This window comes from Streptomyces sp. NPDC005151, from assembly GCF_053599875.1.
This window is the reverse complement of sequence record NZ_JBSFYR010000070.1, coordinates 1-24790: the sequence shown is the minus strand read 5'-3', so window position 1 is coordinate 24790 and position 24790 is coordinate 1. Positions and strand designations below refer to the sequence as shown.

Annotated in this window: 22 protein-coding genes, 7 tRNA genes and 2 pseudogenes; 14 read left to right on the top strand and 17 right to left on the bottom strand. The window is 70.0% G+C overall.

The features are described 5' to 3' along the window. Positions 1–47: 47 nt before the first annotated feature. Entirely contained in the window at positions 48–2273 is a 2226-nt protein-coding gene (locus ACWD6R_RS29285) for an elongation factor G-like protein EF-G2 (protein ID WP_451821437.1), read from the top strand. Between the two features lie 473 nt (positions 2274–2746). Then, positions 2747–4417, top strand: coding sequence for a hypothetical protein (locus ACWD6R_RS29280; protein ID WP_451821436.1), 1671 nt, complete (start codon positions 2747–2749; stop codon positions 4415–4417). A 57-nt stretch (positions 4418–4474) separates the two neighbouring features. Here ACWD6R_RS29280 and ACWD6R_RS29275 read toward each other — a convergent pair whose 3' ends face one another. Continuing rightward, positions 4475–5035 (bottom strand): HIT family protein, encoded by a 561-nt coding sequence (locus ACWD6R_RS29275; RefSeq protein ID WP_451821435.1) that lies wholly within the window; start codon positions 5033–5035, stop codon positions 4475–4477. A 66-nt stretch (positions 5036–5101) separates the two neighbouring features. Here ACWD6R_RS29275 and ACWD6R_RS29270 point away from each other — a divergent pair, with 66 nt between their 5' ends. Further along, entirely contained in the window at positions 5102–5782 is a 681-nt protein-coding gene (locus tag ACWD6R_RS29270; protein ID WP_451821434.1) for a potassium channel family protein, read from the top strand. 28 nt (positions 5783–5810) lie between these two features. Here ACWD6R_RS29270 and thrS read toward each other — a convergent pair whose 3' ends face one another. The 3 genes from thrS to ACWD6R_RS29255 form a co-directional block, all read right to left on the bottom strand. Beyond that, positions 5811–7787 carry a threonine--tRNA ligase gene (gene thrS / locus ACWD6R_RS29265; protein ID WP_451821433.1) on the bottom strand — a complete coding sequence of 659 codons (1977 nt, stop codon included), beginning with the start codon at positions 7785–7787 and terminating at the stop codon, positions 5811–5813. 137 nt (positions 7788–7924) lie between these two features. Next, a complete protein-coding gene (locus ACWD6R_RS29260) occupies positions 7925–9205 on the bottom strand; it encodes a hypothetical protein (RefSeq protein WP_451821432.1) in 1281 nt (426 codons plus the stop codon). Then, on the bottom strand, positions 9205–9771 hold the full coding sequence (locus tag ACWD6R_RS29255; protein WP_266987877.1) for a DUF4365 domain-containing protein: 567 nt from the start codon (positions 9769–9771) through the stop codon (positions 9205–9207). Before ACWD6R_RS29255 ends, ACWD6R_RS29260 begins: the two co-directional genes overlap by 1 nt. Before the next feature lie 194 nt (positions 9772–9965). On the opposite strand from ACWD6R_RS29255, the gene ACWD6R_RS29250 reads away from it, so the two are divergent. Continuing rightward, positions 9966–10691, top strand: coding sequence for an exonuclease domain-containing protein (locus ACWD6R_RS29250; protein ID WP_451821431.1), 726 nt, complete (start codon positions 9966–9968; stop codon positions 10689–10691). A 78-nt stretch (positions 10692–10769) separates the two neighbouring features. Here the strand turns inward: ACWD6R_RS29250 and ACWD6R_RS29245 are convergent. After that, positions 10770–10841, bottom strand: a tRNA-Val gene (locus ACWD6R_RS29245). A gap of 39 nt (positions 10842–10880) precedes the next feature. Next, positions 10881–11327 carry an SRPBCC family protein gene (locus tag ACWD6R_RS29240; protein ID WP_451821430.1) on the bottom strand — a complete coding sequence of 149 codons (447 nt, stop codon included), beginning with the start codon at positions 11325–11327 and terminating at the stop codon, positions 10881–10883. A gap of 83 nt (positions 11328–11410) precedes the next feature. Between ACWD6R_RS29240 and ACWD6R_RS29235 the strand changes: the two genes are divergently transcribed. Next, complete coding sequence (locus ACWD6R_RS29235) at positions 11411–13906, top strand: SCO7613 C-terminal domain-containing membrane protein (protein WP_451821429.1); 2496 nt, start codon at positions 11411–11413, stop codon at positions 13904–13906. A gap of 293 nt (positions 13907–14199) precedes the next feature. Then, complete coding sequence (locus ACWD6R_RS29230) at positions 14200–14379, top strand: helix-turn-helix domain-containing protein (protein ID WP_451821452.1); 180 nt, start codon at positions 14200–14202, stop codon at positions 14377–14379. A 64-nt stretch (positions 14380–14443) separates the two neighbouring features. Here the strand turns inward: ACWD6R_RS29230 and ACWD6R_RS29225 are convergent. The 3 genes and pseudogenes from ACWD6R_RS29225 to ACWD6R_RS29215 form a co-directional block, all read right to left on the bottom strand. Next, positions 14444–15075, bottom strand: a pseudogene (locus ACWD6R_RS29225) (ABC transporter substrate-binding protein); the annotation flags it as partial. Between the two features lie 353 nt (positions 15076–15428). Beyond that, positions 15429–15500 (bottom strand) — tRNA-Val (locus ACWD6R_RS29220). A gap of 54 nt (positions 15501–15554) precedes the next feature. Further along, positions 15555–16046, bottom strand: coding sequence for a TIGR02611 family protein (locus tag ACWD6R_RS29215; RefSeq protein WP_451821428.1), 492 nt, complete (start codon positions 16044–16046; stop codon positions 15555–15557). Positions 16047–16235: 189 nt separating this feature from the next. Here ACWD6R_RS29215 and ACWD6R_RS29210 point away from each other — a divergent pair, with 189 nt between their 5' ends. Both ACWD6R_RS29210 and ACWD6R_RS29205 read left to right on the top strand, forming a co-directional pair. After that, the gene (locus tag ACWD6R_RS29210) at positions 16236–16649 is read left to right on the top strand and encodes an SsgA family sporulation/cell division regulator (RefSeq protein WP_003959770.1); all 414 of its coding nucleotides are present in this window, start codon (positions 16236–16238) and stop codon (positions 16647–16649) included. 348 nt (positions 16650–16997) lie between these two features. Continuing rightward, positions 16998–17570 carry a CGNR zinc finger domain-containing protein gene (locus ACWD6R_RS29205; RefSeq protein ID WP_451821427.1) on the top strand — a complete coding sequence of 191 codons (573 nt, stop codon included), beginning with the start codon at positions 16998–17000 and terminating at the stop codon, positions 17568–17570. A gap of 27 nt (positions 17571–17597) precedes the next feature. Here the strand turns inward: ACWD6R_RS29205 and ACWD6R_RS29200 are convergent, their stop codons facing one another. From ACWD6R_RS29200 to ACWD6R_RS29185, 4 genes and pseudogenes are all read right to left on the bottom strand, one after another. After that, positions 17598–17753 (bottom strand): hypothetical protein, encoded by a 156-nt coding sequence (locus tag ACWD6R_RS29200; RefSeq protein ID WP_266987865.1) that lies wholly within the window; start codon positions 17751–17753, stop codon positions 17598–17600. A gap of 167 nt (positions 17754–17920) precedes the next feature. Then, positions 17921–18537 (bottom strand): annotated as a pseudogene (locus tag ACWD6R_RS29195) (acetylxylan esterase). Between the two features lie 71 nt (positions 18538–18608). Beyond that, positions 18609–19628 carry a LacI family DNA-binding transcriptional regulator gene (locus tag ACWD6R_RS29190; protein ID WP_451821426.1) on the bottom strand — a complete coding sequence of 340 codons (1020 nt, stop codon included), beginning with the start codon at positions 19626–19628 and terminating at the stop codon, positions 18609–18611. Between the two features lie 236 nt (positions 19629–19864). After that, positions 19865–20320, bottom strand: a complete 456-nt coding sequence (locus ACWD6R_RS29185; protein WP_451821425.1) for a hypothetical protein — start codon at positions 20318–20320, stop codon at positions 19865–19867. Positions 20321–20534: 214 nt separating this feature from the next. On the opposite strand from ACWD6R_RS29185, the gene ACWD6R_RS29180 reads away from it, so the two are divergent. Next, a complete protein-coding gene (locus ACWD6R_RS29180; protein ID WP_451821424.1) occupies positions 20535–21050 on the top strand; it encodes a DsbA family protein in 516 nt (171 codons plus the stop codon). A 31-nt stretch (positions 21051–21081) separates the two neighbouring features. Here ACWD6R_RS29180 and ACWD6R_RS29175 read toward each other — a convergent pair whose 3' ends face one another. The 3 genes from ACWD6R_RS29175 to ACWD6R_RS29165 all read right to left on the bottom strand — a co-directional run bounded on the left by ACWD6R_RS29175 (position 21082) and on the right by ACWD6R_RS29165 (position 23903). Then, positions 21082–21921 (bottom strand): GNAT family N-acetyltransferase, encoded by an 840-nt coding sequence (locus tag ACWD6R_RS29175; RefSeq protein ID WP_451821423.1) that lies wholly within the window; start codon positions 21919–21921, stop codon positions 21082–21084. 126 nt (positions 21922–22047) lie between these two features. Next, the gene (locus ACWD6R_RS29170; protein WP_451821451.1) at positions 22048–22869 is read right to left on the bottom strand and encodes an aminotransferase class IV; all 822 of its coding nucleotides are present in this window, start codon (positions 22867–22869) and stop codon (positions 22048–22050) included. Further along, positions 22869–23903, bottom strand: coding sequence for a chorismate-binding protein (locus tag ACWD6R_RS29165; RefSeq protein WP_451821450.1), 1035 nt, complete (start codon positions 23901–23903; stop codon positions 22869–22871). Before ACWD6R_RS29165 ends, ACWD6R_RS29170 begins: the two co-directional genes overlap by 1 nt. A 163-nt stretch (positions 23904–24066) precedes the next feature. Between ACWD6R_RS29165 and ACWD6R_RS29160 the strand changes: the two genes are divergently transcribed. From ACWD6R_RS29160 to ACWD6R_RS29140, 5 genes are all read left to right on the top strand, one after another. Beyond that, positions 24067–24139, top strand: a tRNA-Gly gene (locus tag ACWD6R_RS29160). A 37-nt stretch (positions 24140–24176) separates the two neighbouring features. Beyond that, positions 24177–24250: transfer RNA gene (locus ACWD6R_RS29155), tRNA-Cys, on the top strand. Between the two features lies 1 nt (position 24251). Further along, positions 24252–24323 (top strand) — tRNA-Val (locus tag ACWD6R_RS29150). Positions 24324–24343: 20 nt separating this feature from the next. Beyond that, positions 24344–24415 (top strand) — tRNA-Val (locus ACWD6R_RS29145). Positions 24416–24438: 23 nt separating this feature from the next. Beyond that, a tRNA-Val gene (locus ACWD6R_RS29140) sits at positions 24439–24513 on the top strand. 69 nt (positions 24514–24582) lie between these two features. On the opposite strand, the gene ACWD6R_RS29135 is transcribed toward ACWD6R_RS29140, so the two are convergent. Continuing rightward, positions 24583–24708 carry an MFS transporter small subunit gene (locus ACWD6R_RS29135; protein WP_451821422.1) on the bottom strand — a complete coding sequence of 42 codons (126 nt, stop codon included), beginning with the start codon at positions 24706–24708 and terminating at the stop codon, positions 24583–24585. Between the last annotated feature and the right edge of the window lie 82 nt (positions 24709–24790).

Genomic DNA, 24790 nt, shown 5'->3' with positions numbered 1-24790 from the left:
GCGCCAGGCAATCTCCCCGCACAGCGCACCCCACCGGGAGGCACATCATGGGCGACAAGGCACATGCACACACCGGGGCCGCCGGCAGAGCAGCAACGGCCGACCGGCCCTCCTCCATACGGAACGTGGTGCTGGTCGGCCACAGCGGATCAGGCAAGACCACCCTCGTCGAAGCCCTCGCGCAGACGGCCGGAGCGGTCAACCGGGCCGGCCGGGTCGAGGACGGCGGCACGGTCTCCGACTACGACGAGATCGAGCATCGCCAGCAACGCTCCGTACAGCTCTCCCTGGTCCCCGTCGAATGGGGCGGGTACAAGATCAATCTGTTGGACACCCCCGGATACGCCGACTTCGTCGGGGAACTCAGGGCCGGTCTGCGGGCAGCGGACGCGGCCCTTTTCGTTGTCTCGGCGGCCCAGGAGGCCGACGCCGTGGCGGGCACCACCCGCGCGGTGTGGGAGGAGTGCGCCGCCGTCGGCATGCCGCGCGCCATCGTCGTCACCCACCTCGACACCGCCCGCACGTCCTTCGACGGGATGACCCGCGTCTGTGGCGAGATCTTCGGGGGCGACGACCCCGACGCCGTACTGCCGCTCTATCTGCCCGTGCTCGGCCCCGAGGGCCCGGACGGGCACGCCCCGCTGACCGGGCTCACCGGACTGCTCACGCAGCGTATCTTCGACTACTCCTCCGGCGAGCGGAAAGAGACCCAGCCCGCCGACGACCAGCACGCACCGCTCCAGGACGCCCGCAACCGGCTGATCGAAGGGATCATCGCCGAGAGCGAGGACGAGACCCTGATGGACCGGTACCTCGGCGGCGAGGACATCGACATCAAAACCCTGATCGACGACCTGGAGCGCGCCGTCGCCCGCGACGCCTTCCACCCCGTCCTCACGGCGGCGCCCGCCGGCGAGGGCGCCCGCCAGGGCATCGGTACGGTCGAACTCCTGGATCTGATCACCGGGGGCTTCCCGACCCCGCTGGAGCGCCCGCTGCCCGCTGTCACCACGCCGAGCGGCGCCCTCCGCCCCGCCCCGTCCTGCGACCCCGACGGACCGCTGGTCGCCGAAGTCGTCAAGACGGCCTCCGACCCGTACGTCGGCCGCGTCTCCCTGGTCCGCGTCTTCTCCGGCACGCTGCGGCCCGACGAAACGGTCCACGTCCTCGGCCACGGACTCACCGACCCCGGCCACGAACCCCGTCCCTTCCACGAGTCAGAGGTCCGCGTCGGCGCGCTGTCCGCCCCGTTCGGCAAGCAGCAGCGCGCCCTGACCAGTTGCATCGCCGGGGACCTGGCCTGCGTCGCCAAACTGGGCGGCGCCGAGACCGGGGACACCCTCTCGGCTCCGGAGGATCCGCTGCTGATGGAGCCCTGGTCCATGCCCGACCCGCTGCTGCCGCTCGCCATCGAGGCCCACAGCAAGACGGACGAGGACAAGCTCTCCCAGGGGCTCGCGCGGCTCGTCGCCGAGGACCCGACGATGCGCCTCGAACAGAACCAGGACACCCATCAGGTGGTTCTGTGGTGCCTCGGCGAGGCCCATCAGGACGTGGCACTGGACCGGCTGCGTACCCGGTACGGGGTACAGGTCGACGCCGTCTCCCACAAGGTGTCCCTGCGCGAGACGTTCGCCGGCCCGTCGAGCGGCCGCGGACGGCACGTCAAACAGTCCGGCGGCCACGGCCAGTACGCCATCTGCGAGATCGAGGTGGAGCCGCTGCCACCCGGTTCGGGCATCGAATTCGTCGACAAGGTGGTCGGCGGAGCCGTACCCCGCCAGTTCATCCCGTCCGTGGAGAGGGGGATACGCGCCCAGGCCGCCCGCGGAGTGGCGGCCGGCCACCCCCTCGTCGACGTGAGGATCACCCTGCGGGACGGAAAGGCCCACTCCGTGGACTCGTCCGACGCGGCATTCCAGGCGGCGGGCGCACTGGCCCTTCGGGAAGCGGCCGCGGAGACCCGGATCCAGCTCCTCGAACCTGTCTCCGAGGTCCAGGTCCTCGTCCCCGACGACTACGTGGGACCGGTCATGAGCGATCTGTCGGGGCGCCGCGGCCGGGTGGTCGGCACCGAGCAGTCAGGGGCGGGGCGCACGCTCGTGCGGGCCGAGGTGCCTGAGCTGGAGATCGGCCGGTACGCGATCGACCTGCGCTCCCTGTCGCACGGCACCGGCCGATTCGACCGGTCGTACGCCCGGCACGAACCGATGCCACCGCAGCTCGCCGATCGCCTCCGCGAACAGCAGGAAAACACCACAAACGGCGCCTAGGGTCTTTCGTTTGGATCAGGCCGGATCAGGGAGCGGCCCGCCGCGGAGCGGCTGGTGTCGCCGTGGCGTGTGCAGCTGCAAGGCGGAGGAAGGAGCCCACGCGGAGCGAATGGGGTCTCCCCTGCTCGAGCGAAGCCGAGAGCTTGGGGAAGACCGACGACAACGCCGCAGATGTGCGTGCCAGACCCCGCGAGCCCGGCATGATCCAAACGAGAGGCCCTAGTGCCCCTCCCGGCAAGCTTTGCCCCGTCGCACCGCCCGGCACGCCCGCTCGCCGCGTTGGACGACGCTCCTTATGGGGCAAACATTGCCGGTCACGGCACTGGCCGGGGGCTCCGCCCGCCCTTTTCCACAGGTGCGGGCGGGGCTCCGATCCGGACGATACGCTGTGGTCCCAGCTCAGAAGGTGTGCCGGGCACGGCAGTTGGGAAACAGCCGCAGGAGCGGTTCCTTGGCGGCAAGTGGGGGCGACAGTGGCCAACAACGGATTCGATTTCTCTCCCGGAGCGCAGATCCCGCTCCAGGGGGCGGCCGGACAGGCGGTGGCGACGAACGCCCTCGCCTCCGCCGCGTACCGCGACAGCCCGGTGGAGGAGATCCTCAAGGCCAACAGCGAGTGGCACAAGTCCAAGGTCGAGGAGGGCCGGTCCAAGCTCTTCAAGAGCAAGTACTTCACTCCCAACCTCGGCGAGGCATACTCCCGCGCCGTCCAGGAGCGCACTCTGGGCGGCGCCCGCAAGGCCCTCATCCAGTCCTTCGGCACCGATCCGCAGACCGTCGTCGAGCACTGCCTGTCCGCGACCCGGCTCCGCAAGGCACGGGACTCCAAACTGACCCTGGTGACCGCGCTCTTCGGCTTCCTCTTCCTGCCCGGACTGCTTCTGTGGGTCCTCGCGTTCCGCCTCCGCGACGGCCTGGGCTCCACCAAGGACAAGGCCCTCGGCGCCCTCGGCATCGCCCTGCTTCCCGTCATCGGCATTGTGGCCCTGATCTTCCTGATCAAACTGCCGGTCGGCGGTCTCCTCGCGCTGTACCTGCGCGCGATGATCGTCGCCCCTGTCATCGGCTGGCTGATCGCCAAGCGGATCGCCGAGACCTCCGCCAAGGACATGCGCGCCCGCTGGGAGGGGCTGCTCTCCGGCGGCGGGGTCATCGCCAAGATCCCCGAGGCCGTACCGAAGAATCCCAACGAGACCGCCCGCGAGGCGCTGCGCCAGGGCCTGGAGAAGCTGTCGGCCGAACAGCAGTCCAACTCCGTCTTCTATGCCGGCCCCAAGGGCATCCTCGGCATGGGCACCCGCTGGGGCAGCTGGCAGCTCGCCGAGGAGCTCGTCTCCAAGGACCCCGGCAAGGAGTTCCACCAGTTCCGCAGCTGGGACCTGATACGCGTCATCCACGACCAGCTCAAGCAGCTGGAACGCGGACCGCTGCACACCGGCGGATTCACCACGCCCTCGGTCACCCACTGGATCGTCTCGCCCGTCGGTGAGAACGCCGACTCGGTCTCCCGTCCGGAGGGCGAGGACGTCGCCACCTTCCAGATCAAGCCGCACGAGATACAGCGCATCTGCAACCACCAGCAGTTCGGCAGCGGCGACCGCCACTACCTGGGTGTCCAGTTCACCCTCTGGGACGGCCAGCTGGTCATCACCATGATGATCACCGTCACGGTGCTCCACGAGACGCTCCGGATCGAGGTCACCGGGCACGCCCTCGGCCCCGTCCACTCGCTCTTCACAAGCAAGCCCGAGGCCAGGACGAAGACGGTCAACAAGACCGTCAGATTCTGGGAGACCCGCAAGATCACTCTCCCGCTGGTGGAGTCCAAGGAGGTCGTCCGCCTGGCCCTGCGCGCCCCCTTCACCTGGTACCCGCCGCTCCTCGACTACCTGGGCGGCAAGATCACCCTCCCGGAGCCGTTCGGCCTGCGCCACGCCTGGGCAGAGAAGCCGTGGCGCCACCGCTTCATGGCGGACGACGCGATGCGCGCCGCCACCCCCGTCCTGCGTGCCGTACACAACGCGGCCATGCGTGTCCTGGACGAGAACGGCGTCGACACGGAGCGCTTCGACAACCGGTCCATGATCCTCAGCGGACTGGTGCAGGACCCGATCCCCAAGAAGGCCGACCTGTACGACGCGTAGGACAGACGGAAGAGGCGCCCGGGACATCCCGGGCGCCTCGTGCTCGTACCGCTCGGCTCAGACCGCGGGCCAGGCGTCGGCCAGCATCTTCCGGGTATCGGCGAGCAGCTGCGGCAGCACCTTCGTGTGACCGACGACCGGCATGAAGTTGGTGTCACCGCCCCAGCGCGGCACCAGGTGCTGATGCAGATGCGCGGCAATGCCGGCGCCCGCCACCGTTCCCTGATTCATCCCGATATTGAAACCGTGCGCCCCCGAGGCCGCCCGCAGCGCCGTCATCGCCCGCTTGGTGAAGTCGGCCAGCTCCAGCGTCTCCTGGTCGTCCAGCTCCGTGTAGTCGGCGACATGCCGGTACGGCACCACCATCAGATGTCCGCCGTTGTACGGATACAGGTTCAGCACGGCATAGACCTTCTCGCCGCGCGCCACGATGAGCCCGTCCTCGTCCGACTTCGCCGGGATCGCACAGAACGGACAGCCGTCGCCGGCCTCCGGGCCGGTCGGCTTGTTCTCACCCTGGATGTACGCCATCCGGTGGGGCGTCCACAGGCGCTGGAACGCGTCGGGCGTTCCCACTCCGATCTGCTGCTCCGGCTCAGTCGTCATGCAGATCAGCATATTGCTTCACTCCTGCGGAGCGTGTCGCCGGGGCCGCCCCCATCGCCGGGCGACGATCCTGAGGCCATGAGCGACCAGCCCTCGGACTCCTCCACCCCTCTCCGGTTCACGCGCTGGGAGCAGAACACGGAGGTACCGCTCTTCGTCGCGTCGCTGGTCTTCCTCCTCGGGTACGCGGTCCGCGTCCTCGCTCCCTCCACCACCCAGCCGTGGCACGACCTGGCCCTGATCCTGGTCGCCGCCACCTGGTTCCTCTTCGCGGCGGACTATGCCGTACGGATCCGGCTCAGCGGCCAGGGTCTCCGTTTCCTGCGCACCCACTGGTTGGACACGGTGGTGCTGGTGCTCCCGCTGCTGCGGCCGTTGCGTCTGATCCGGGTCTACACAGCGGTCCAGCGGAAGAGGGAGCAGCCGCGGCTGAGCCTGTACGCCCGGGTGATCGCCTACGCCGGCATGACCGCCCTGCTGCTCGGATTCTCGGCCGCGCTTGCCGTGTACGAGCAGGAGCGCGCGGCGACGGGCGCCACGATCCGGACGTTCGGCGACGCGGTGTGGTGGGCGTGCGCGACGCTCACCACGGTCGGATACGGGGACGTCACGCCGGTCACGCCGAGCGGCAGGACCATCGCGGCCGGCCTGATGGTCTGCGGTCTGGCGCTGCTGGGGGCCGTGACGGGTTCGTTCTCGTCGTGGCTGGTGCAGGTGTTCACCCGGGAGGACGAGAAGAGGCCCCCGGAGCGCGGTTAGCGCTCCGGGGGCCTCCCTGTCGGTCAGGTCAGACCTGGACGCGGTCCTCGACGGCCTTCTGGATCTTGGCGATGGCGTCCTCGACCGGGATGCCGTTCTCCTGCGATCCGTCGCGGTAGCGGAAGGAGACGGCGCCGTTGGCCATGTCCTCATCACCCGCGATGATCATGAAGGGCACCTTGGCCTTCTGCTGGTTGCGGATCTTCTTCTGCATCCGGTCCGAGGAGGCGTCCACCTCGACCCGCAGACCCTTCTTCCTGGCCTGCGCCGCGAACTCCTGGAGGTACGGGATGTGCGCGTCGCCGATCGGGATGCCGACCGCCTGGACCGGGGCCAGCCATACCGGGAACGCACCCGCGTAGTGCTCCAGCAGCACCGCGAAGAAGCGCTCGATGGAACCGAACAGGGCGCGGTGGATCATGACCGGGCGCTGCTTGGTGCCGTCCGGGCCGGTGTACTCCAGGTCGAAGCGCTCCGGCAGGTTGAAGTCGAGCTGCACGGTCGACATCTGCCAGGTACGGCCGATGGCGTCCTTGCACTGGACCGAGATCTTCGGGCCGTAGAAGGCGGCGCCACCCGGGTCCGGGACCAGGGGCAGTCCCTGCTTCTCGGCGACCTGGCGCAGCGTCTCGGTCGCTTCTTCCCAGATCTCGTCGGATCCGACGAACTTCTCCGGGTCCTTGGTGGACAGCTCCAGGTAGAAGTCGGTCAGACCGTAGTCGCGCAGCAGGTTCAGGACGAAGGTGAGCGTCCTGTCCAGCTCCTCCGCCATCTGCTCCTTGGTGCAGTAGATGTGCGCGTCGTCCTGCGTGAAGCCGCGCGAGCGGGTCAGGCCGTGCACCACACCCGACTTCTCGTACCGGTACACCGTGCCGAACTCGAAGAGACGCAACGGCAGTTCACGGTACGAACGGCCGCGCGCGTCGAAGATCAGGTTGTGCATCGGGCAGTTCATCGGCTTGAGGTAGTAGTCCACCCCGTCGTCGAGCTGCATGGGCGGGTACATGCCGTCGGCGTACCAGTCCAGGTGACCGGACTTCTCGAAGAGCTTGCCCTTGGTGGCGTGCGGGGAGTAGACGAACTCGTAGCCCTCCTCCTCGTGCCGCCTGCGCGAGTAGTCCTCCATGGCCCGGCGGATGATGCCGCCCTTGGGGTGGAAGACAGCGAGGCCGGGGCCGATCTCGTCGGGGAAGGAGAAGAGGTCCAGCTCGTTGCCGAGCTTGCGGTGGTCCCGCTTGGCAGCCTCCTCCAGGAACTCCAGGTGCGCCTTGAGCTCGTCCTTGCTGGGCCACGCGGTGCCGTAGATGCGCTGGAGCATCGGGTTCTTCTCACTGCCCCGCCAGTACGCCGCGGCGTTCCGCATCAGCTTGAACGCCGGGATGTTCCGGGTGGTAGGCAGGTGCGGACCGCGGCAGAGGTCCTTCCAGCACAGGTCGCCGGTCTTCGGGTCGAGGTTGTCGTAGATGGTCAGCTCGCCGCCGCCCACCTCGACATCCGCGCCGTCCTCCGAGGAGGCCGAGCCCTTGATGCCGATGAGCTCCAGCTTGTACGGCTCGTCGGCCAGCTCCTCGCGGGCGGCCTCGTCGGTGACGACCCGGCGGGAGAACCGCTGTCCCCGCTTCTGGATCTCCTGCATCTTCTTCTCGATGGCCTTGAGGTCCTCGGGCGTGAACGGCTTCTCGACGTCGAAGTCGTAGTAGAAGCCGTCCTTGACCGGCGGGCCGATGCCGAGTTTGGCCTCCGGGAAGAGCTCCTGCACCGCCTGCGCCATGACGTGCGCGGTGGAGTGCCGGAGGATGTTCAGGCCGTCCTCGGAGGAGATCTCGACGGGCTCGACGACCTCGCCGTCGGCGACGACGTACGCGAGGTCCTTCAGCTCACCGGCAACCCGGGCGGCGACGACGGTGCGCTCGCCGGGGAAGAGCTCGGCAGCCGTAGTGCCCGTCGTCACCACGCGCTCTTCCCGCTCGGAATCGCGTTGGATGATCACACGGACGTCTGACACCGGTCTCTCCTGACTGAAGGGGGTGCGCACCATATTCCATTGCGCACGCAAGAGGAATCGTACCGAGCCGACGGCCCCCTTCGCGAAAGGGTTCGTTCCGGCAGTCGGCGGTCACCGTGCCGGGCCCCTCTCTCCGGCTATTCGCCCGTGCAGGCCTCCTCGAAGTAGTCGACGTTCTCCTGGAGCGATTTCATCAGCCGGTCCCGTTCCGCCTCGTCGACCTGTACGGGCACGACCTGCGAGGCCCGGGTCAGCCGCCGGAAGCCGCCCCGGCTCTCCAGTCGCCCCTCCACCCGGATCGGCAGTCCGACGAGGTGGGCGTGGCCCGCGATCCGGTACGCCTCCTCGTCGAGCTCCAGCCGCACGTGCGGCACCTCGGCGCCCGCCAGCACCCGCAGCCGCACGATTCCCGCGCCACGCGGTCCCGAGCGGCGCAGCCGGACGACCGCACCGGTGATCCGGACCGCGACGGCGGGTTCGTCCTGCTGGTAGCGGGCTCCCGCCCGGCGCAGGGCGGGCAGGTCGCCCGGCGAGAACTCCACCGGTTCGGGCCGGGCGGGGCAGCCTTCGGGGGTTCCTGCGGCGGGTGCCCAGGCGAGAGAGATCCTGGTTCCCTCCGAGCCGCGGACCAGTGCGATCACGGCCTCGGTCAGCTCCCGGCTGACGCCCGCCTCGACGGCGCTGTCGAAGGCTTCCATGCCTCCGGTGGCGCGCTGGAAGTCGATGGCTTCGCGGGTGGCGTGCAGGGCGTGGTACAGCCGTACGGCGATGGCCCGGCCGGTTTCGACGGGGAGACAGGCAGTGAGGTCGCGGCCGCCCGGCGCGGGTCCGACGAGGATGCCTTCGAGCGCGGCGAGGGCCCTTCGGCGGTGGCGTGCGCCGTGGAACCCGGTACGGGCCCGTACGGCGAGCCCTCCGGCGAGCAGGATCTGCCGGGCCGCGGCGCGCAGCTGCTCCGCGGCGGTCCAGCCGGCCGCTCCGGCGGCGCTCGCGGGACCGGCGGCGCCGTCGGGGACATCGCGCCACCAGCGGATCTCGTCGCTGGGCACAGCGAGGGAGACCAGCACGTCGCGGGCGGAGGGGGCGGCGCTGCGGGCGAGCGCCGTGAGTGCTTCGCCGAGCAGGTCCTCGCTGTCGGGGAAGGCGGTGGTGTCGGGTACGAGAAGGCTCGTGCCGCCGGAGGGTGCCGCGGCCCCCGGTGGGGCCCATCGGCTGTACCGTCCGGCCGCACCGCCGCGGCGGTGCCAGCCGTGCCGGTCGAGCAGGGCGCCGAGGACCGCGGGGTCGACGCGGGCGGGGTCGGGGATGTCCCCGAGGGGTGGCAGGGCGGTGGGCCAGTGGGTCACGGTCTCGCTGGGGTGTGGTCGCGTGCCCGACGGGATCGTGCTGTCGGCGGGCTCGTCCATCGGCCGGTGCATCAGGGTCTCCCTCCCGCCCCGACCCGCGTCATGATCTCGCAGAGCGCGCGGTCGTCGAATATGCGCGTGGTCGGGATCCGCACAGTGGTCCTGTGCCGGCCTGTCACCGCGTGGCCGGCCAGGTTCGTCCAGTAGCAGCAGTGCCGCAGGTCGAGCCGTTCGTGCCCGGCGCGCAGCCAGTCGTCCTGGCTGCGCGGCACGAGCATCACGACCAGGATCTTGTGCACCGACACGGGCGTCCGGGCGAGCTTCACGAGGTGGGCGTTGTCCAGCGTGAAGGCGAACGTCGGTCCGGGTGGGTGCGGCGGTATCTGGTAGGTGCATTTGAGCTGCACCTTGATGGTCACCTCGTCGTCGACGGTGTGGCCGGGGGCGCCGTGGCTGACATGCCAGTCGATGCCGTTGTCGGGAAAGGGCTGCGACAGGGAGCACCCCGCCGCGGCCGCGACCGCGTGCAGGTAGCCCACCTGAAGGGTCTCCATGCAGGCGGTGGTGGCGAGTGTGCCGCGCAGCGGAGCGATCCGCTGGGGCAACAGCCCGCTCGGGTCGGGCTGCGCGAGCGCCATGGCTCCGTATGCCTTCCGGGCTGTGCCGATCGGTTGGTTCGGTCGGTGCGTCCTCAGGCAACGTCCTTGCCTGTCCTCTGTGTTGTCACCGCAGCGAGCGGTCCGCAAACGGCGTATCAGGCAAAGGGTGCGGGTATCACCGAATCGGGCAGGGGAATCACCCCATCTGCCGGTCAGGCACGAGGAGTTCGGGGATGACTCACTGGTACGAGGGGCCGCTGGCCGCTTTTGACACCGAGACAACGGGAGTGGACGTCGAGGAGGACCGGATCGTTTCGGCCGCCCTGGTCGTCCAGGACGCGGCGGGCGGGCGCATGCGCGTCACCCGCTGGCTGGTGAATCCGGGGGTTCCGGTGCCCGTGGGGGCGACCGAGATCCACGGTCTGACCGATGACCATCTGCAGCGCAACGGCCGGTGGCCCGCGCCCGTGGTGGAGGAGATAGCCCGGGCACTGGCCGAGCAGTGCGCGGCGGGACGCCCGCTCGTCGTGATGAACGCACCGTTCGATCTGACGCTGCTCGACCGGGAGCTGAAGCGGCACCGGGCGTCGTCACTGGCCGGCTATCTGGGGAACACGCCGCTGTGCGTGCTGGATCCGCGGGTCCTGGACAAGCACCTGGACCGCTACCGCAAGGGGCGGCGCACGCTCACCGATCTCTGTGCGCTGTACGAGGTGGTGCTGGACGGCGCTCATGACGCGGCGGCCGATGCCGCGGCGTCACTGGAGTTGGTACGGGCGGTGGGGCGTCGCTTTTCGTCGCGGCTGGAGCGGCTGTCCCCGGCGGAGCTGCACGCGCTGCAGGCGGTGTGGCATGCGGCGCAGGCGCGCGGTCTGCAGGCGTGCTTCGCGAAGAGCGGGACGCCGGAGGCGGTGGATCCGGCCTGGCCGCTGCGTCCTGAGTTGCCCGCCGCTGCGTGATCCCGGACGCCCCGGGGTGGTTCCGGACATGCAGAGGCCGGTCCGTCGGTGGTGCTGACGGACCGGCCTCTCCCGGGGTGGGCGATACTGGTTTCGAACCAGTGACCTCTTCGGTGTGAACGAAGCGCTCTCCCACTGAGCTAATCGCCCGGGAACGGACTGAACCATACAGGTCTCGGTGGATGTGGTTCAAACTCCTTCGAGTCTCGCCGCCAGTCCGCGGCGTCCCGCCCGCATCATCAGGGCGTGGTTCGCCCGGAACACCGCACGTCCGGGCACCGCGAGCAGCCGCATGATCCGCCGCCGCACCTCGACCTCCTGCTCGTACGTGGCACGGCTGCCGGTGCCGTGCGCGGTGACGGTCCAGCGGGCCCAGCCGTCGAGGTCGCCGTCGAGGGTCACTTCGAGGATCCCGGCCGCCGGGTCGCGGCGGCCGGCGCGGACGGTCATGACCAGGTCGTACGGGAGGGCGGAGCGGATGCGCATGGTTCCGGTGGTGTCGTCGACCGAGGTGACCTCGCGAACCTGCGGCCACCACTGCGGGTACTCCTCGGCGCATTCCAGGATTCCGTACACGGCATCGGGTGGGGCGGATACGTCCCAGATGCTCACAAAGCGGTAGTGGCTCCAGTCCATGGTCCCAGTCTGCGCGTACTCAGTCCCGTACCTGAGTATCCGAGCGCATGTCCGGATCTGTGGGCCGCGCCACACTCCCGGATATGGAACATGTGCCGCCGCCCGCCGAGGAATTGGCGCTCCTCGACCGCGAACTGGTCCGGCTGGACGCCCGTCGGATGCAGCTGCTGACCCGTCGTGCCTGGCTGGTGAGTGTGCTGCAGCCGCCGGCCGCGTCTCCGGGACCGGCGTCCGCGGCACCTTCCGGACGGGCGCAGCCGTATCCGCACTGGCCCGCGACCCCGTTCGGCTCTCCCGGTGCGCCGGTCCCGCCGCGCAACGCCCAGAATGTGCTGCTGAGTCTCGGCGGACTGCTGCTGACGATCGCGGCGATCGCGTTCACTCTGGTCAGCTGGGGTCATCTGGGGATAGGCGGCCGCTCGGCGGTGCTCGCCGTGGTGACGGTCGCGGCGTCGGCCGCGCCCGCGCTGCTGCTGCGCCGCGGTCTGTCGTCGACGGCCGAGTCGCTCGGTGCGCTGGCTCTGGTGCTGATGGTGCTGGATGCGTACGCACTGCACGCGGTGGCGGCGCCGGACACGGACGGTCTCGGGTTCACCGCGGTCGCGTCGGCGGTGCTCGCCGTGGTGTGGACGGCGTACGGTCTGGCACTCGGCAAGCTTCGTCTGCCGCTGCCGGTGGCCGTGGTGAGTGCGCAGTTCACGTTGGTGCTGTGGGCGTGGTCGGCGGATGCGTCGGCCTCGGTCTTCGGTTGGGCGCTGGTGCTGACGGCGATGCTGGACTCTGCGATCGCCCGGTGGGGCAAGGGCGTTGGGGTCCGGGTGACCGCGTCCGTCTGCGGATGCGTGACGGGGCTCTCCGGGGCGCTGGTGGCGCTGGCGCAGTCGGTGACAGCTGGTTCGCCCCTCTCCGCCGTTGCCCCGGGGGCACTGTTGCTGGTGGGAGCGGCGGTCGCGCTGTTCGCGGTGTGGCGGGCGCCGAAGGAGATCACGGTGGCCGGTGGAGTGGTGGCCGGGCTGGCGGTGGTCGCGGCGGTGGGTGGTGTGCTGCGCGCGGGGGTCGCCGAGGATTGGTCGGTTCCGGTGTATCTGCTGTGCGGTCTGGTGCTGTGTGCGGCGGTACGGGCTCCGCTGCCGCGTCCGGCCGGGCAGGGCGTGCTGTGGGCGTCGGCTGCGGTGGTCTCGGGCGCGGTGCTGGCGGCCGCGCCTGCGGCCGCCATGACGCTGGTGGGTCCGGCGTCGCGGCCGGGCCCGGTGTGGTCGGGTGCGCCGCACGGCAGCGCGCGCGGTGCGCTGGGACTGGAGGGCGCGGAGTGGTCGCAGCTGTGGACGGCTCCCGTGATGCTGCTGGTGGTGGCCGGTCTGCTGGGGGCGTCGTACCGCTGGTGGCCGCAGTGGGTACGGGTGGCCGGTGCGGTGATCTCCCCGGGCGAATCGTGGCGGGGTGCGGCGGGGGCCGGTGCGCTGGTGACCGGGTGGGCGGGGCTGCTGGTGGTGCCGGTTGCGCTGGACGCTCCGTACGCGGCTGCGGTGGTGGTGCAGTTGGTGCTGATCGCGGCGCTTCTCGCCGGGGCGGTACGGGTGTTGCGTCGTGGGGCGGCCCCGGTCGCACCGGCGGCGCTGGTGTGCGGTGCGGTCGGGGCGGCGAGCGCGGGGGCGCTGTCACTGGCTGCGGAGCCCGCGACCTATGCGGTGTTCGGTGCGCTGCTGGTGCTGTTCGCAGCGGCCGCGGCGGGGACGCGTGCCGAGGAGGCACCGACGGCCCGGGTGGTGCAGGGAGTTCTGGCGTGTGCGGCCGTGGTGTGCGCAATGGTGCTCGCCGGGGCCGTCGGGGTGTCGCTGGAGCTCTCGACGTACCGGGCCGCGCCGATCATGCTGGTCGTCCCCGCGCTGACGGTGCTGCTCGGGGCGCGGCTGCGGGGCAGCCCGTCGGCGCTGCCGGTCGAACTGACCGGCGCCGTGGCGGGTGCGGTGGCGATCGGGATGGCCGCGCCGGACAAGCCGTACCTGGCGCTGGTGCTCGCGCTGTGCGGGGTGCTGGCGGCGGGTACGGCGGTTCGTGCGGAACGGCGGCCGGCGGCCGGGTATGTGGCGGCGGTCCTGTTCGTCCTGGCGACGTGGGTGCGGTTGTCGGCTTCCGGGGTGTCGACTCCGGAGGCGTACACCCTGCCGGTGACGGTGCCCGCACTGGTGGTCGGTGTGGTGCGGCGGCGCCGCGATCCGGCGGCGTCCTCGTGGACGGCGTACGGGGCGGGTCTTGCGGCGACACTGGTGCCGAGTCTCGTCGCGGCCTGGACCGACCCGTCGTGGGTGCGGCCGCTGCTGCTCGGCGTGGTGGCGCTGGTGCTCACGCTCGCCGGGGCCCGGCTGCGGCTGCAGGCGCTGCTGCTGCTCGGTGGCGCGGTGCTGGCGTTGGACGCCCTGCACGAACTGGCGCCCTATGTGGTTCAGGTGGTCGGCGCGCTGCCACGCTGGCTGCCGCCTGCGCTCGCGGGTGTGCTGCTGCTGGTGGTCGGGGCGACGTACGAGCAGCGGCTGCGGGATGCGCGGCGGCTGAAGGACGCCCTGGGCCGGATGCGCTGAGGGGAACACGTGATCGGCGGGCCGGCCGCTGCTGGTCGAACATCAACCCGTACGGCACCTTCCGCCTCGACATGGACAAGCGCCTCGACGCACTCCCGGCTGCCGTCCCTGGTCCTCGGCGCGTGGCCGACGCCGACACTCGCCGTCCGGGAACGACGGCCTGAGAGGGCTTCCCGTGCGCCTCTCGGGCGGGAGGGCCAGCGCCGGCGTAGAGCCAGGTTGTAGGTTGATCGCTTGCGTCGCTCAGGTGTTTGGGCTGGTCAACAGCGGCGTGAAAAAGATATCGAAGAAAGCTGTCGTCGGATGTCGAGGACCAGGCCGCGCTCGCCCAACGGCTCTACGACGAGCGGGAGAAGACCGTCCAGCAGATCGCCGACATGTTCGGTGTCCCCCGGTCGACGGTGTATGGGCACCTCGACAAGACCAGGACCGTGCCCCGCCAGCCGAAGAAGACCGCCGTCAGGAAGTCCTGACCGCTACTTTGCGGCTGGTGTCCGCGCTGGGACTCCGGGGCCAGATACGTTTGTCGTAGTTATCGGTCCACCACTTCGTCAGGTCGGCCTCGGTGAAGCCGAGTCCGTCCTCGGTGAAGAACGCCTTGTCCTGCTGACGCAGCACCAGGTCGTAGAGGTACATGATGCCGCCGGGGCCGCTGTCACCGGCCGGCTTGCCGCCTTCGCTGATCTTCTTGGTGGCCTCGTCGTACTGCTTCCAGGTCCAGCCCTCCTCGGGCGTGACGCCGACCTTCTTGTACTCGGCCGGGTTGTAGACAAGAGCGAGGGTGTTGCCGCCGACCGGGACACCGAGCAGCTTCCCGTTGACGTCGCCCGCCTTCTCCAGTCCGGCCCGGAAGTTCTCCATGCCGAGATTTCCGGCCTTCACCTGGGAATTGAGATCGAGCAGAACCCGCTTGTCGTCGTACTTGCGCAGGAATGCGACGGAGTTCTGGAAGGATATGGACGCATTTCCCGCGGAGGCCTGGGTGTTGAACTTCTTCCAGAAATTCTCGTAGTCCTGGAAGTCAGTCTTGAGATTGATGTTCGGATGCTTCTTCTCGAACAGCGGGATCGTCTTGTTAATCAGTGTGGCCCGCTCCTGACCACCCCACCACGAGTAGCGGATCTCGACCTTTCCGTCAGCTCCGCTCCCCCGCCGCAGCCGGAGGCCATCAGCCCCAGAACCGCCACACCGATGCCGGCCACACGCAGCCCCTGGCACTCCGCCAAGTCCACATGACACACCCCTCCCGGGCAGACAGCACCCGCTGCCACGGTCGATTGAATCGCTTAAGAAAGCACTTGCTGGGACAAGCTGGGCATCGAAGGGTCAACGTCAACGGTTGGGACGGAATCCGTCGAAGCGCTTAAACCTCACGTCGCGCGGCACGGGGTACACGGCGGGCCGGCGAGGGCGTGCGGACGGGGCTCGTACCGCCGCGGAAACGGGCGGGAGAGCGCCCGATCAGTGCGGGAAACGCAGAGGGCCCGTGAGACTCTGCAGTCTCACGGGCCCTCTGTCCCGGTGGGCGATACTGGTTTCGAACCAGTGACCTCTTCGGTGTGAACGAAGCGCTCTCCCGCTGAGCTAATCGCCCGGGCACACCGCAAACATTACCCCATGTCAGCGGCACTCTCCGACCACCCCCGGGTCACTCGTGGATCTTCCACGGCATCATGATTCCGAACTTCCAGACATAGATCCCGGCCAGCACGGCGATGATCACGAGTCCGATCACGGTGAGGATGATGTTCCGCCGCCGAACCTTCGGATCGAGCGCCTTCTGGGCGGCCTCGGTGACCTTCCGGCGCGTCCAGTGCAGCACCAGCTGCGCCCAGACGAACTCGGTCGCCCAGATCGCCATGCCGCCGAAGATCACCAGCCAGCCGGGCCCGGGCAGAGGCAGCATGATGATGCCCCCCACGACCACGGCGAGGCCGACCACGAAGACGCCGACCTGCCAGCTCAGATGCAGGGCCCTGGACGTCTTGACGAACCCGGGCGCCCGGGAGCCGAGCGCCCGCTTCTCCTTGACCACACCCTCGGTGACGTCCGGCGCCGCTTCCCCCGTCACGCCCCTCGCGGCGGGCGCCGGGGCCGCCGCTCCGTCGATCTCGTCCCGCGCATCACTCTCCGCATTCATGGGCCCAACCTACCGGAACGGCCTTTGTCACCGGAATGGCCGCATAACCCAAAGTTACGCACCGCCGCACGAGCGACCTGAAGGGCCACAAAAGGGTCAGAGGGGTTTACAACGCCACCGTAGGTGGCATGTCGATTTCGCCGACGTGCGAATCCCCGAGCGCACACTGAGCGAAAGGCCCTGGCGCTTATGAACACCACGGTCAGCTGCGAGCTGCACCTGCGCCTCGTTGTGTCGAGCGAGTCCTCACTGCCTGTACCCGCGGGCCTGCGGTATGACACGGCCGATCCGTATGCCGTGCACGCCACCTTCCACACCGGAGCGGAGGAGACGGTCGAATGGGTATTCGCCCGCGACCTCCTTGCCGAGGGGCTGCACAGGCCCACCGGCACCGGAGACGTCCGCGTCTGGCCATCCCGTAGTCACGGCCAGGGCGTCGTCTGCATCGCACTGAGCTCCCCAGAGGGCGAAGCCCTGCTCGAGGCCCCGGCCAGGGCCCTGGAGTCGTTCCTGAAGCGGACCGACGCCGCGGTTCCACCCGGCACCGAGCATCGTCACTTCGACCTCGATACGGAGCTCTCACACATCCTGGCCGAGAGCTGAGCCAGGTCGAGAGCTGCACGGCGCCGTCCGACTCGGGGCGACGGCGCCGCGCGGACAACCACATAGGGCAAACACCAGCGCCGTCATCACGGAATCCACTGTGGTGACGGCGTCGGCGCGCGTTCCGCCGGAGGCATGACGGGCGCACGCCCCCGGCCCTCCCGTACGCGCTGGGCGGGCCCTGCGCGCCCTCAATGCCCCCGAGCGCCCCTGCGGGCCCCTGGTCGGCCGGTAAGTGCTCCTCGCCTGCCCCAGGGGCCCTCTCGGGCCGCTGTGTGTCCTCGCCGAGCCAGTAGAGTCAGCCGGCATCGGCGGGCGCCCGCCCGCCGGAGGCCAGGGAGCGAAAGCGTGCTGATCCCCCACGACACCCGGATCGCCCTCGACATCGTGGTCGAGCTGGTGAACACCGCACCGGAGACCGATCAGCCGGAGGGCGGACCGAGCGACGGTCTCGCCGGCATCGAAGCGCTTTACCGATTCGCCCGGCGCCACCGCATCAGCGGCGTGGCCGAACTCGGCGAGAAGGATCTCCGGGCCGTACACGACGTACGGCGCCGGTTCGCCGAGATCTTCGCGGCGCCGGACGCCGAGACCGCTGCCGGTCTCGTCAACAGCCTCGTGGCCTCAGCGGGCACCACGCCGCAGCTGAGCAACCACGACGGCTACGAGTGGCATGTGCACTACTTCGCGCCGGACGCATCGATCGCCGACCACCTCGCGGCCGACTGCGGCATGGCGCTCGCCTTCATCGTGGTGGCGGGCGAACTGGAACGACTGCGGCGCTGCGAGGCACCGGACTGCCGGGACGCGTTCGTGGACCTGTCCCGCAACCGCTCCCGCAGGTACTGCTCCAGCCGCACCTGCGGTAATCGGCTGCATGTCGCCGCGTACCGGGCACGCCGCAGGGAAGCGGCCGGCTGACCGCTCGCCGCCCGTTTCATCGCCCGCTCACAGCAGGAAGAGATCGTGCAACGCGGCCATCAACAGCAGGCCGCCGACCACCGTGAGGAAGATCATCAAAGGGGGCTGGGACAGCGCGAAGAGGCAGCCACGCGGCTCTTCGGCAGGGGGTGCGGGGGCATCGCCCGGGGAGGTGTCCACCATCTCGGGACGATCATGACGCAGACCGGCCCCCGTTGGCGATCAACACGCCTCTTTGTGACGGGAGTTCACTCCCGTCGGGGCCGGAAGGATTCGCTCCGGCGTCCGGTCCGCTGTCACATATTCGGGCTCACGGCCGGTTCTCCCGCGCCTCCCCCGGCCCGGCAGGATCAGCCGAGATCGCGCAACATCCGCAGCTGGGCGGCCCGGTGGACCGAAGAGCCGCCCTCGTGACCGTTCCAGGGGCAGACCTCGATCTCCTTCGGTCCCGCCCAGTGGTTGTACGCGGCGAAGACCGTGGACGGCGGGCAGATCAAGTCCAGCAGCACCACCGAGTAGAGCGCCGGGACGGTGGCCCGGGCGGCGAAGCTGATCCCGTCGCCGTGGGGGTCGGGGGCGGAACCCGCCGAGTGGCTGTTGGCGGCGCCCTGGCCGCGGGTGTCGACGAGCAGGGTGGCCCAGCCGACCGCGGGCCAGACGAGATGGTCGTGCGACAGCCCTCGACCGCCGCCGTAACCGAGGTAATGGACGACGCACGGAAGGGGTCCCCGGCGCCCGAAGGAACGTTCAGCCAGGCGCGTATGCGGTGTCCGCCCCAGCCGGAGGAGGTCACGTCGTGTACCTCGATGGCGCTCAACGCGGCGTCGTACGACTGGAATTCGGGGTCGAGCGGGTATGCGGCCGACTCGTCGCGGGTGCGCTTCCAGAAGGAGTCGAAGTCGGCGGGTTCACCGGACTCCGGGCGATAGTCGAGAAGTTGGTGCAGCGGCAGATCGAACAGGATCACAGTGTCTCCTTTTCGGACATGCGGCAAGGAAGGAAGGGAAGGAAATGTGGGGCGGAGCAGCGCCGGGTGGCTCAGTGCGGCGTCGCGCTGGAGGCACGGACGACGAGCTCCGGCTGCAGCACCACACTGCGGTGCTCGTGCGTGCCGTCCTCGTCGTCCGCCTCCTGCAGCAGGAGTTCCGCGGCCATCCGGCCCATCACGACGGCCGGCCGGCGGACCGAGGTGAGCGGTACGGCAGCGGCGGCGGCGAATTCGATGTCGTCGTAGCCGACGATGGCGATGTCCTGCGGCACCCGGACTCCCGCCGCGTACAGCGACTGCAGCACACCGAGGGCGAGCAGGTCGTTGGCGCAGAACACGGCGGTCGGCCGCGGCACGAGTCCGAGCAGCCGGGCCCCGGCGTCGCGGCCCGCGGCCACGTCCAGCCGGTCGGAGGGGATCTCGACGAGCGCCTCGGGCCCCAGGCCGGCCCGGTCGAGAGCCGACAGGGCGCCTTCACGGCGGTCCCTGATCTGGTGGAGGTCGCCGGGGCCGCTGACGTACGCGACCGAGCGGTGCCCGGCCGAGAGGAGGTGGCCGACGGCAAGGGAACCACCGCGGACGTCGTCGACGGAGACCGCGCAGTGCCCCGGCAAGGACGCCACCCGGTCCACCAGCACGAAGGGGATGTGGTGGCGGCTGAACGCCTCCAGATTGCGGCCGGTCGCGTCGGCCGGGGTGACCAGCACGCCGCACACCCGCTGCTCGGCGAAGAGCCCCAGATACTCGGCCTCCTCCGCTGGGCTCCGACCGGTGTTGCAGACCATCACCCCGAGGCCCGCCTCACGGGCGGCACGCTCGGCACCACGGGCCACGTCGACGAAGAACGGGTTGCCCATGTCGAGGAGCAGCAGCGCCATGATCCGGCTGCGTCCCGCCCTGAGCTGGCGCGCGGACTCGCTGCGTACGTAACCGAGCTCCTCGATAGCGGCCAGGACCCGGGCGCGGGTCTCCGGCAGCACCGCTTCGGGCCGGTTGATCACATGGGACACGGTGCCCACGGAGACTCCGGCCTGCCGGCCCACATCCTTGATCCCTGCCACACGTGCCACTTGGTCTGCCCCACTGGCGCCCTTGGCCGCACTGGCCCGCGGCCGTCGCCCCATCGTACGGACAGCGTTGCGAGGCACTCCGTGGTCCCGGGCCGGACAGCCTCGCGCGCCGGGCCGCGGCGCGGGGCGCCCGCCACGGATCACCCACCGTGGACTGAGACCGACCGGCAATTGTGAGCAGCGTCAAGAATCAGTCATGAATCGATTCATCACCGATGGCTGCCGGCGGTCCGGTTTCAGATTCCGTGCTTCTTCAGGATGGCCTCGATGTCACTGAAGTCCTCGCCCGGGGCAGCAGCCCGCTGCTCGGGCTTCGCCTTCGCCCGTGGCTGGACCGCCGGTGCGCCGACTCCCAGGGAGGGCGCCGACGCCGCCGTCGCGACGGCATCGGACTGCGCCGCCCGCGCGGCGGCCCTGCGTTCCTTGCGGGTGCCGACGCCGCGGCGTTCGACCGCGCGCGTGATCATGAAGAGCAGCCAGGCCACCCCTAGCACCCCGAAGCCGAGCCAGACGCTCGGCTTGAAGGCGATATTGGAGACCCACTCGACGACACCGGTCAGCACCAGCCCGATCGGGACCAGCGAGTAGGCGGCAATCCGGGTCGCGGTGAGGAAACGCTTCCGGTACGCGGTCACGGCGGCAATGCCCAAGCCCGCCGCTGACACCGCGGAGCAAATGGTCTCGGCAAGCATCGGGGCCTCCAGGCGCAACGGGGAAACGTCCCTTCCATCCTGCACCGCCCACCGGGGCGGCGGCCATGATCCCGGACCACATCAGGGACATTTCAGGGCCGGGATCCTCCCCAGGTGCCGATCCGAAAGATGCCGAGCCGACCGGGCCTGCGGTGCGCGGGTCCCGTGCCGGTGCCGATTGGGATGCGCGCGTGGGCCCTGGGAGACTGGTTCCATGAACGAATCCACCCCTGCAGCCCCGGTCGTCCTCGACGTCTGGTGCGAGCTCCAGTGCCCCGACTGCCACCGGGCCCTCACCGATGTGCACGCCCTGCGGGCCCGGTACGGCGACCGGCTCGAGGTGCGCCTGCGGCATTTCCCGCTGGAGAAGCACAAGCACGCGTACGCCGCGGCCCAGGCCGCCGAGGAGGCTGCGGAGCAGGGCAAGGACTGGCCGTACATCGAGGCCGTGCTCGCCAGGACCGACAAGCTCGGCCGTACCGGTGAGCCGCTGCTGATCGAGGTGGCGCGTGAACTCGGCCTGGATGCAGAGGAGTTCGACACCGCTCTGATCGACGGCCGGCACATGCTGATCGTCGACGCCGACCAGGCGGAGGGGAAGGCCATCGGTGTGACCGGCACCCCCACCTATGTGATCGGCGGCGAGCGGCTGGACGGCGGCAGGAGTCAGGACGGGCTGCGCGAGCGGATCGAGGAGATCGCCGACCGGCTCCTCGCGGAGCAGGGCTGACAGCGACGTACCCGGCTCGTCCCTCCGCCCGTCACAACGGCTTGACGAGGTTGTGCCGAGTCGTTTCGTAGCCGAGCGACTCGTACAGCCGGACCGCCGGGGTGTTGTCCGAGAGGACGTGCAGCCCCATCCGTTCGTCGCCGGCGGCCAGGGCGATGCGTTCGGCCTCCAGCATCAGCGCGCGACCGTACCCCCGGCCGCGGAACTCTTCGAGCACCTCGACGTCGAAGACGTACCCGACCACCGTCCCCGGGTGCATTTCGTACCGCGCCACCCAGACATGCCCCACGGTCCGGCCGTCGCCATCGACGAGGACATGAATGTACGTGCCCTCCGTGTCGAGACCGTCCGGCAGATGTGTCCGGTGGGAGGTCTCGGCTATACGCAGGGCCTCGTCCGCCGGGACGCCGCGCGCGACAAAGGTTTCCGCGTAGCCGGCGACGGCCGTGCTCTCCCACTGGGCGAACTCGTCCTCGGCCATCGGACGCCCGGTGACCCCGTCCGGCAGGACGGGCGGGGTCCGCGGCAGGTCCTTGACCATGTTCCTGCTGCGCTCGGTGTAGCCGAGCGCAGCAGCCAGGCGCAGTCCGGCCGTGTTGTCCGGCTCGACCTCCACGGTCAGCCGGGAACAGCCCCAGCCGCGCAGCACTTCCTCGGCGGCGAGCCCGGCAATGGTGCCGCGGCCGCGCCTGCGGTTCGGTTCGGCGATCCGCAGGCCGCGGATGGTCCCTGTCGTCCCCCCCGACCCGGGCTTGGTGCCGATCTCGAGGGCCCCGACGGGGCGTCCGTTGTCGCACACGTCGTACGCGCGCTTCCTCGCGCCGTCGGCGCCTTGCTGGATCGGCCCGGTCGGCCGGAGGGTCGTGGTCATCACCGGTGTTCTATCCGCTGCGCCGCGGCCCGTCACCCGGTTTTGCGGACCGGTTCCGCTCTACGGCCCGAACGGTGCCCGCGGCTCGGGACCGTTGTACGGCTCGGGCCGGGTCATGGGCCCGGCTCACGGATCGAGGTCGTTGCCGGCGCGCTCCTCGAAGACCCGCATGGCCTTGGCCGTCACCGGGCCGGGTCCGCCGGGCAGCTCGCGACCGTCGACCCGGTGGACGGCCTGGACGTCCCGGAGGGTGGAGGTCAGGAAGATCTCCTCGGCGTGCTCCAGGACGCCCAGGGGCAGCTCGGTCTCCAGCGCCCCGGACCATTCGACGGCCAGAGCGCGGGTGATCCCGGCGAGGCAGCCGGAGGCGACCGGCGGGGTGTGGAGCTGTCCGTCGAGGACGACGAAGACATTCGACCCGGTGCCTTCGCAGAGCTGTCCGACGGTGTTGGCGAAGAGCGCCTCGGATGCGCCCTGCTCATGGGCGCGGGCGAGGGCGACGACGTTCTCCGCGTACGAGGTGGTCTTGAGCCCGGCCAGTGCGCCGCGTTCGTTGCGGGTCCACGGGACGGTGATCACGGCGGTGGTGTCGGGGCGGCGCTCGGCCTCCCCGAGCGCGACGACCAGGCTCGGCCCGTCATTGCCGCGGTCGGAGCCGAGCGGGGAGAGGCCGCCGGTGTACGTGATGCGGAGCCGGCCGAGTTCCATCGGGTTGGCCTCGATGACGGCGGCGCAGGCCCGGCGCACCTCGTCGAGGTCGGGGTCGGGCAGTCCGAGACCGCGGGCCGAGCGGGTCAGCCGGTCGAGGTGCCGGGTGAGGGCGAAGGGGTGGCCCCCGGTGGTCCTGACGGTCTCGAAGATCCCGTCCCCGACGGTCAGTCCGTGGTCGAGCACGGACACCCGGGCGTCGGCGGCGTCACGCAGTTCGCCGTTGACCCACATCCACATCATGCGGTCCTTCCAGTTTCTTGGTGGGCGCCCGACGCTACAGCGAGCAGCCGGGCGGCCTTGAGCTCGGTCTCGTCCCATTCGCGCTCCGGATCGGAGCCCCAGGTGATCCCGGCGCCGGTGCCGAACCTGAGGACCGGGGCCACTCCGGTCCGGTCGATCCAGAAAGTCCGTATGCCGACGGCGAGACCGGCGGTGGCCCGGTCGGCGTCGACCCAGCCGATGCCGCCGCAGTACGGACCCCGGGGTGCGGTCTCCAGGGACTCGATGATGCGGAGCGCGCTGGATTTGGGTGCACCGGTGACGGAGCCGGGCGGGAACGCGGCGGCGAGCAGTTCGGGCCAGCCGGCGCCGTCGGTGAGGCGGCCGCGCACGGTGGAGACGAGGTGGACGAGCCCGGGGTGCTTCTCCACCACGCAGAGGTCGGGGACGGTGACCGATCCGGTGGCGCAGACCCGGCCCAGGTCGTTGCGGACCAGGTCGACGATCATCACGTTCTCGGCGTGGTCCTTCTCCAGCAGATCCGCCTCGGTGCGGCCGGTGCCTTTGATCGGTCCGGACTCGACGGTCCGTCCGTCCCGGCTCAGAAAGAGTTCGGGGGACGCGGTGGCGATCTCCACGCCGTGCGCGGGCAGCCGAATCGTTCCTGCGTACGGGGCGGGGTTGCCGCGCGCGAGCAGCGCGGTGAGGGCGTCGACGTCGGCGGCGGCCGGGTCCGGCAGCTCCGCGGTCATCACCCGGCAGAGGTTGGCCTGGTAGACCTCGCCCGCCGCGATGTGCTCGCGGATCCGGCGTACGCCCGCGGTGTACGCGGCACGGTCCAGGGACGAGACCCAGTCGCCGGCTCCGGGCCCGCGCCAGGCCCCGGGGACGGGTGCGGGCACCGGTTCGGTCCGTACGGTCCCGAAGCGGGCGCAGACGAGACGGCCCTCGAAATCGGCACATACCGCCCAGAAGCCGGACGAGTCGAGGGCTGAGGGGTCACTGGTCACGTCCCGCAGATCGGACGCGACGAGGCCGCCGAAGCGGGCCATTGGAGCGAGGTCGAGCACGTGGGTGAGTCTAGGACGGCGCGCGGCGACCTGCGCCGGGGCGAGCGCACCTCAGCACGCTGCACAAACGCGTTTTTGTACTGGCCCAGGAATCCGCTAGAGTTCAACACGTCGCCGGGACACGCAAGTGAAACGGAAACGACAAGCGGACGTGGCTCAGTTGGTAGAGCATCACCTTGCCAAGGTGAGGGTCGCGAGTTCGAATCTCGTCGTCCGCTCGAAGTGGGGGATCTTTTCCCGAACCCCTGCACTCCTGGTGGAGTGGCCGAGAGGCGAGGCAACGGCCTGCAAAGCCGTCTACACGGGTTCAAATCCCGTCTCCACCTCCAAGGACGATTAGCTCAGCGGGAGAGCGCTTCCCTGACACGGAAGAGGTCACTGGTTCAATCCCAGTATCGTCCACTGGTCCACAAGGATCCCCCGCGCGATTAGCTCAGCGGGAGAGCGCTTCCCTGACACGGAAGAGGTCACTGGTTCAATCCCAGTATCGCGCACGCAGTACACGCAGGGTCACCCTGCGCGATTAGCTCAGCGGGAGAGCGCTTCCCTGACACGGAAGAGGTCACTGGTTCAATCCCAGTATCGCGCACCAGCAGAAGCCCCGGTCGTCTCGACGACCGGGGCTTTGTCGTTGTTACGGTGCGGGTCGAGTCCGCCAGGGTCAGCCGGTGAAGAGCTGCGCGGCCCTGCGGATCAGTTCGTACAGGCCGTAGACGAACGGCACGGCAACCCAGAGCCGGACCAGGGCGGTGAGTGGACGGTATGCATTCCGGCGGGAGGCGCACATCGTGCGCGCCCCGACCGCACAGGGCGCGCGCACCGGACGCGGGGGGGGGGGGGCGCGGGCGCCCCGGCGGCCCCCCCGGCGC

Coding starts and splice junctions, on each gene's coding strand:
- ACWD6R_RS29165 (WP_451821450.1), bottom strand. CDS start 23,903: ATGGCCCGCTTCGGCGGCCTCGTCGCGTCCGATCTGCGGGACGTGACC.
- ACWD6R_RS29200 (WP_266987865.1), bottom strand. CDS start 17,753: ATGGTGGACACCTCCCCGGGCGATGCCCCCGCACCCCCTGCCGAAGAG.
- ACWD6R_RS29170 (WP_451821451.1), bottom strand. CDS start 22,869: ATGTGGATGTGGGTCAACGGCGAACTGCGTGACGCCGCCGACGCCCGG.
- ACWD6R_RS29285 (WP_451821437.1), top strand. CDS start 48: ATGGGCGACAAGGCACATGCACACACCGGGGCCGCCGGCAGAGCAGCA.
- ACWD6R_RS29215 (WP_451821428.1), bottom strand. CDS start 16,046: ATGAATGCGGAGAGTGATGCGCGGGACGAGATCGACGGAGCGGCGGCC.
- ACWD6R_RS29240 (WP_451821430.1), bottom strand. CDS start 11,327: ATGGACTGGAGCCACTACCGCTTTGTGAGCATCTGGGACGTATCCGCC.
- ACWD6R_RS29135 (WP_451821422.1), bottom strand. CDS start 24,708: ATGTGCGCCTCCCGCCGGAATGCATACCGTCCACTCACCGCCCTGGTC.
- ACWD6R_RS29180 (WP_451821424.1), top strand. CDS start 20,535: ATGAACGAATCCACCCCTGCAGCCCCGGTCGTCCTCGACGTCTGGTGC.
- ACWD6R_RS29275 (WP_451821435.1), bottom strand. CDS start 5,035: ATGCTGATCTGCATGACGACTGAGCCGGAGCAGCAGATCGGAGTGGGA.
- ACWD6R_RS29250 (WP_451821431.1), top strand. CDS start 9,966: ATGACTCACTGGTACGAGGGGCCGCTGGCCGCTTTTGACACCGAGACA.
- ACWD6R_RS29270 (WP_451821434.1), top strand. CDS start 5,102: ATGAGCGACCAGCCCTCGGACTCCTCCACCCCTCTCCGGTTCACGCGC.
- ACWD6R_RS29210 (WP_003959770.1), top strand. CDS start 16,236: ATGAACACCACGGTCAGCTGCGAGCTGCACCTGCGCCTCGTTGTGTCG.
- ACWD6R_RS29235 (WP_451821429.1), top strand. CDS start 11,411: ATGGAACATGTGCCGCCGCCCGCCGAGGAATTGGCGCTCCTCGACCGC.
- ACWD6R_RS29260 (WP_451821432.1), bottom strand. CDS start 9,205: ATGCACCGGCCGATGGACGAGCCCGCCGACAGCACGATCCCGTCGGGC.
- ACWD6R_RS29175 (WP_451821423.1), bottom strand. CDS start 21,921: ATGACCACGACCCTCCGGCCGACCGGGCCGATCCAGCAAGGCGCCGAC.
- ACWD6R_RS29255 (WP_266987877.1), bottom strand. CDS start 9,771: ATGGCGCTCGCGCAGCCCGACCCGAGCGGGCTGTTGCCCCAGCGGATC.
- ACWD6R_RS29185 (WP_451821425.1), bottom strand. CDS start 20,320: ATGCTTGCCGAGACCATTTGCTCCGCGGTGTCAGCGGCGGGCTTGGGC.